6 protein-coding genes are annotated in these 6,664 nt (G+C 28.1%); all 6 read right to left on the bottom strand.

From position 1 onward, the window contains the following. A partial coding sequence (locus AJN69_RS02760) for a glycosyltransferase family 8 protein (RefSeq protein ID WP_148122945.1) occupies positions 1-876 on the bottom strand: 876 nt, incomplete at its 3' end. 8 nt (positions 877-884) lie between these two features. Next, complete coding sequence (gene glf, locus AJN69_RS02755) at positions 885-2,006, bottom strand: UDP-galactopyranose mutase (protein ID WP_053869660.1); 1,122 nt, start codon at positions 2,004-2,006, stop codon at positions 885-887. Position 2,007: 1 nt separating this feature from the next. Further along, entirely contained in the window at positions 2,008-2,982 is a 975-nt protein-coding gene (gene galE, locus AJN69_RS02750; RefSeq protein WP_053869661.1) for a UDP-glucose 4-epimerase GalE, read from the bottom strand. Then, a complete protein-coding gene (locus AJN69_RS02745; RefSeq protein WP_053869662.1) occupies positions 2,979-4,277 on the bottom strand; it encodes a UDP-glucose/GDP-mannose dehydrogenase family protein in 1,299 nt (432 codons plus the stop codon). Before AJN69_RS02745 ends, galE begins: the two co-directional genes overlap by 4 nt. A gap of 8 nt (positions 4,278-4,285) precedes the next feature. After that, the gene (locus tag AJN69_RS02740) at positions 4,286-5,242 is read right to left on the bottom strand and encodes a UDP-glucuronic acid decarboxylase family protein (RefSeq protein ID WP_022552415.1); all 957 of its coding nucleotides are present in this window, start codon (positions 5,240-5,242) and stop codon (positions 4,286-4,288) included. Positions 5,243-5,291: 49 nt separating this feature from the next. Continuing rightward, positions 5,292-6,662, bottom strand: coding sequence for a glycosyltransferase family 2 protein (locus tag AJN69_RS02735; RefSeq protein ID WP_022552416.1), 1,371 nt, complete (start codon positions 6,660-6,662; stop codon positions 5,292-5,294). Positions 6,663-6,664 lie beyond the last annotated feature (2 nt).

The following is a 6,664-nucleotide window of genomic DNA, read 5'->3' as shown; positions in this document are numbered from 1 at the left end:
AGTTTCTCTAGCATATTTCCACCAACAATCCGCATAAGGAAGGTATGGGTGCGACCAAGGTTTCCAAGGACCAGTAAAATGTAAAAAATAAGGATCCTTATAAGATTCTAAATACTTATTAAAAATATCTTTAAATAGTAATTTTAAACTGTTTATATCGTACAATGACATAATATGATTTTCTATATTCCATTTTAAATCTAAAAACGCAACTTTATTTTCAGCTACTTTATTTATAATACACTGATCAACATATCTAGGCTTAATTTGTTTTAGAATATCTATACTTTTACTAGCAAAATCAAATTTCAAACACTTCTCTATATTAAAAATTAAAAACCCAGAATTAAAATATTTTAATGGATTATTTAGTTTTAATATATTTTTTAAATAAAATAAAATATTTTTACTATAATCGTCTTTAGAATAGTGATTTCTTTGAACTTCAATATCAAGCACACAAGCTAATAAATTATAACCCAAATCAATATCATAAATATTAGCTAAATCAGTAAAAAAAATAGCATCACAGTCACAATAAATAGCCAAATTATAATCACTTAATAAATTTGGTATTAAAATCCGATAATAATTGGCAATTGAAAAATGATCACAAGTATATAAATAAGTACGCATATTTTTTATATATTCACTAATTTTAAAAAAGCGAATACTGAAATTATTATCTTCATATATAGAAATAATTTTATTAATTTTATATTCTTGTAGTTGTTCATATAAAACCACAATATCATAAAAATGATTTCGAGACGAGTGAAATTTTAAGCTATTTAAACATACTGAGAGATAATTAATGTAATTATTATCCACACTAAAAACTATAGCTATTTTATCTTTGTAAATTGGACTTATCATAGTGACACCTAAAAACTATCTCGACATTTTAAATAATCAAAAATCTTTTCCACAGCCTTATCCATATCATAGTATTTGTAATCTCCAAGCCTACCTAAAAAATGCACATTTCCAAGTTTAGCAGATTCTTTTAAATATTTTTCATATAGCTTTTGATTTTCATCATTAGGTATAGGATAGTATCTTTCATTCTTACCTTCTTCGTATTCACAAGGAAATTCATAAGAAAGTATGGTTTTAGTAGATTTTTCATCAAGATAATATTTATACTCAACACTTCTTGTAAAATCGTAATTTTCAGGATAATTTATCTGAGGCCCTGATTGCATATACTCTTTATCAAAAGTTTCAAAGACTATATTTAAACTCCTGTAAGGCAATTTTCCAAATTTATAATCAAAAAATTCATCAATCGCTCCTGTATAAAACAATCTTTCATATTCTATATCTTTTTTTATGTCTTTAAAATCGGTATTTAATTGTACTTTTATCAAAGGATGATTGATTATATTTTCAATCATTTTTGTATAACCATCTTTTGGTATAGCTTGATAAGTATCTACAAAATATCTATCGTCACGACTTATATATACAGGAACCCTTGCACTAACTGAAAAATCAAGTTCTTCAGGTTTTACACCCCATTGCTTTACTGTGTAGCCTAAAAAAACTTTTTTATAAATATATTCAGCTAAAAATTCTAAATCTTTATCATTTGCATTTTTTAATTCTAAAATAGGGATTTTAGAATTAAAAGCAAATTTACTTACTAATTTTTGTTCAAGCTCTTTAGCTAAATACTCTGGAAAAACTTTATGTAAAGTATCAAGATTAAATGGGATATTTACCTCTTTACCATCTATAAAAGCTTTTACTCTATACATAAAATAATGCCATTTTGTAAAACGACTTAGATACTCCCATACTTCTTTTATGCTAGTATGAAAAACATGAGGTCCATATTTATGTACAGTTATATTACTCTCTTGATCTTTATAATCGTAAATATTTCCACCAATATGCTCTCTTTTATCTATGATTAAAACCTCTTGCCCTTTACTAGCTAAACGCTCAGCTAAAATAGCTCCGCTAAGCCCACAACCTACAATTAAATTTTTTACCTTTTTCATCTTAATACTTTCTATTATTCTCCCAATCCCAAGCACTTTTAATTATATCTTTAATATCAGTATATTTTGCTTCCCAAGATAAGATTTCTTTTGCTTTTTTATTATCTGCGTATAATCTTGCAGGATCCCCTTCTCTTCTTGGTGCGTAATTTATAGGGCACTTTTTGCCACTTACAACTTCAGCTGCGCTGATAATTTCTTTTACACTTGTACCTATTCCCGTACCAAGATTTATACAACCGCTAAATTTATGTAAATTTTCCAAGGCTAAGCGATGAGCTAATGCTAAATCTTCTACATGAATATAATCTCTTATACAAGTTCCATCTTCGGTATCATAATCATTTCCAAAAATATTTATAGCAGGAATTTCTCCTTTTATAGCCTTTAAAACTAAAGGAATTAAATGAGTTTCAGGTTCATGGCTTTCTCCGATAAGTCCATCCTTGCTTGCGCCTGCTGCATTAAAATATCTTAAAGAAATATGCCTTAAACCATAAGCTTTTTCATAATCAGCAAAAACTTGTTCTATCATAAGCTTGGTTCTTCCATAAGCATTGATAGGATTTTGAGGGTGCTTTTCATCAATTGGAGTATATTGTGGTTCTCCATAAGTTGCACAAGTGCTTGAAAATACAATATCCTTAACATTATATTCAAGCATTGCATTTAAAAGATTTATAGTTCCTACTACATTATTTTGATAATATTTTGCAGGATTTACAACGCTTTCTCCCACATAAGCAAAAGCTGCAAAATGTACTACCGCGTCTATTTTTTCTTGCTTGAAAATATTGGTTAAAGAAAAGGTATCTAGTAAATCTGCATGGATAAATTTAGCTCTTTTGTCTATAGCTTGCTTGTGTCCATAGATAAGATTATCCATGACAATACAATTGTAATTATTATCTAACAAATGCTTTAAGGTATGTGAGCCTATATATCCTGCACCACCTACCACTAAAATATTTTTCATCTACCTACACCTTGATACTCAAAACCTAGTTTTATAGCTTCATTTTTATCAATCAAATTTCTTAAATCAATAATTTTTTTATGATTTAACAAATCACAAGCCTTTTTTAAATCAAGGCTTGAAAATTCTTTCCATTCTGTTAGTATAGCAATCACATCAGCATCTTTTATAGCTTCATACATGGAATTAGCATAATCAATCTTATCTCCTAAAATTTGCTTAGCTAAATCCATCGCTTTTGGATCATAAGCACAAATTGGAAGTTTTTGCTCTAAGAGTTTAAAAACAATATCTACGGCAGGACTTTCTCTACAATCATCGGTGCCATCTTTAAAAGCAAGGCCAAGTACGGCTATTTTTGGATTTTTGATATCCTTAATACTATTTAAAATTCTTTCACTCATGTGGTTTTTACGCTCTTCATTTCCCTTGATAGCTGCATTGATTAAAGTTAAATCAATATCATTTTGTTTGCCCATAAAAGCCATAGCTAAAGTATCTTTTGGAAAACATGAACCTCCATATCCAGGCCCAGGATTTAAAAAGCGATCCCCTATCCTAGTATCAAGTCCCATACCTTTAGCTACTTCTAAAATATCAGCTCCAGCTTTTTCACAAAAATTTGCCATTTCATTAATATAATGAATTTTAATAGCTAAAAATGCATTTGAGGCGTATTTGATAGTTTCTGAAGAACGACGATTTACAAAAAGCAACTTACTTTTTCCTTTAAAAGGCTCATAAAGTTTTTCTATCACTGCTTTTGCTCTTTGTGAATTTGTTCCTACTATAATTCTATCTGGATTGAAAAAATCATATACCGCAAAACCTTCTCTTAAAAATTCAGGTAAAGAAAGAACATCAAAATCTGCATTTGGGTTTTTTTTGCTAATTAAACTTTCTATATCATCGCCTGTGCCAACAGGAACAGTGGATTTTGTAGCAATTACCGTATATCCTGTTAAATGATCCGCTAATTCAGTTGCAGCCGCATGGATATACTTCATATCTGCTTCTTTTGTAACTGGGTGCGGTGGAGTTCCTACTGCTATAATTACTAAATCTACATCTTTAATGCCCTCTTGCATAGAAGTTGTAAATTTCAAACGACCTTCTTTTACATTTTTATTAAAAAGTTCTTCAAGATTATCCTCATAAATTGTTAAAATTCCATTATTTAAGGCATCAATTTTTGATTTTTCTCTATCTATACAAATAACCTCATTGCCAAGTTCTGCTAGTCCAACACCTGTTGGAAGTCCAACATAACCTGTTCCTATGATTCCTATTTTCATGTATTACCCTATCCTTTAAATTCTGTAATTTTTTCTTTAAAATATTTTATAGTTTTTTCTAAACCTTCATCTAAATTTATCTTTGGCTCCCAGTTAAATTTAGCTTTAGCTAAAGAAATATCAGGTCTTCTTTGAGTTGGATCATCTAATGGCAAATCTTTATAGATAATCTTTGATTTAGAACCTGTTTTTTCTATAACCTTTTGCGCTAATTCTTTTATGGTAAATTCATCAGGATTGCCAGTATTTATAGGTCCTTGAAAATCTTTTGAAGAATTCATCACTTTAATAATAATATCAATTAAATCATCCACATAACAAAAAGAACGTGTTTGCGAACCATCTCCATAAATTGTAATATCTTTTCCACTTAAAGCTTGGCATATAAAATTACTTACAACCCTACCATCGTTTGAATCCATGTTTTCTCCATAGGTATTAAAAATTCTTATTATTTTAATATCCACACCTTCGTGTCTATGATAATCAAAAAATAAGCTTTCAGCACATCTTTTTCCCTCATCATAACAAGCACGAATTCCTATAGGATTTACATTGCCTCTGTATTCTTCGTTTTGTGGATGAACGAGTGGATCTCCATAAACCTCTGAAGTTGAAGCTTGTAAAATCGTTGCATTATGCTCTTTTGCAAGTTCAAGCATATTTATAGCGCCATACACACTTGTTTTTGTTGTTTTTATGGCGTGTTTTCCTTGATAAGCAGGTGGAGAAGCTGGGCAAGCAAAATTATAAATTTGATCAAGCTTTTGTGTGATTTTTAATGGCTTGCAAATATCATGCTCTATAAAAGTAAAATTTTCATTTTCTAAAAGTTCTTTGATATTTTCCATTCTACCTGTATAGTTATTATCTACACAAATAATTTTATTGCCTTCACTAAGCAATCTTTTACATAAATTAGAACCTAAAAATCCCGTTCCCCCAGTGATTAAAATAACCTTCATTATAAATACTTTCTTAATTTCTATAAAACTTATTATAATTCAAACTAGCTTATATTAAAATAATTTTTAAAAATCGCCCTAAACGATAAGAATAATGTTTTTTGATTTTTCTACTTTCTAGATCTTCACTAGAAGAAGAAAAAACAATAAAAGGGTAATTTTTTATTGTTGCTTGAAACAACTCTTGTTCTTTTTGAATATTTAGTATCATTTTTTTAGCATTTAAAACAATTTTTATCAAACCTCTTAAACTTCTATAGTTAGATAAAACAAATTGCCCTAAACGATAAGACAATTGATATTTAAGACATTCTGCTCCACTTAAATGAAATTTTTTAAAATAATCTTTTAATTCTTGCAGTTTATTTTTAAGCAACAATGGATCTTTATCTATAAAAAAAATAATCAAAGTTCTATCAAGCAAAGTAGGTAAAAAGGTTTGTTCAACAAGAATTGATATTGCATTATTTGAATTGTATTTTAAAACTTTTATCAATTCCAAACAAGTAAAAATCCAATTCATAGACATTTGATACCTTTTTAATTCATAGGTATTTTTATCAAATTCTATGTATAAAGTATACAAATAAGAGTTAGTATTTATGCTATATTGTTTTTGATTGCTTACACTGCTTTCTCTGAAACGATATATATACTTTTTCTCAGGATATATATATATATTATCAGTCATAGAAAAAAGCGCTATACCAAAATGATGATCTTCATGGATGATCTGATTGATAAATTTAATATTAATTTTTTGCAAAAAAGTAAAGTCAATCATTCCTTGCCAAGCATACCAAAATAAATAATTACCTATTTCTCTAGTCCTTTTTAACCATTGCAAAGGAGTAATGATTTGTTCTTTTGTGTAATTATAAATTTCCATTTGAGTTGCTTTATTTTTATTTAAAAACTTATAATCAAACCAAAGAACATCAACATCATTCATTCTTTTTACACACTCTTCTATGCAATCAAGTTCCCAATAATCATCAGAATCTAAAAAGATAATATAGTCTATACTAGGATAAAAATCTTTAGTAGTATGAAAAGCTTCATAACTTTTATACACTGTATAAATTTCATGGGGATTATTACCTTCTATATTAAATTCTATTAAAGAATTTTTTTCTAAAATTTGAGTTTTATTTTTAAGTATATATTCTCCACTAAAATACTCTATGCCGACATTTTTAGCAGAACTATGACCACCATTTTTTTTATCAAAAAGTATAAATCTTTCATCTTTTAAAGTGTATTCTTTAGCTATATTAAATGAGTTTTCATCAGTGCTACCATCATTTACAAGTACAACTTGTAAATTTTTATAAGTTTGATTAACAACACTATCTAAACATTCTTTTAAGTATTTTTCTACATTATAGATTGGGATAACTACGCCTACTGTTTTATTCATCT

Origin of the sequence: Campylobacter sp. BCW_4338 (assembly GCF_001763255.1) — a bacterium.
GTDB classification, from domain to species: domain Bacteria; phylum Campylobacterota; class Campylobacteria; order Campylobacterales; family Campylobacteraceae; genus Campylobacter_D; species Campylobacter_D jejuni.
The sequence above is the reverse complement of the archived record's forward strand: the minus strand, read 5'-3'. Positions and strand labels throughout refer to the sequence as shown.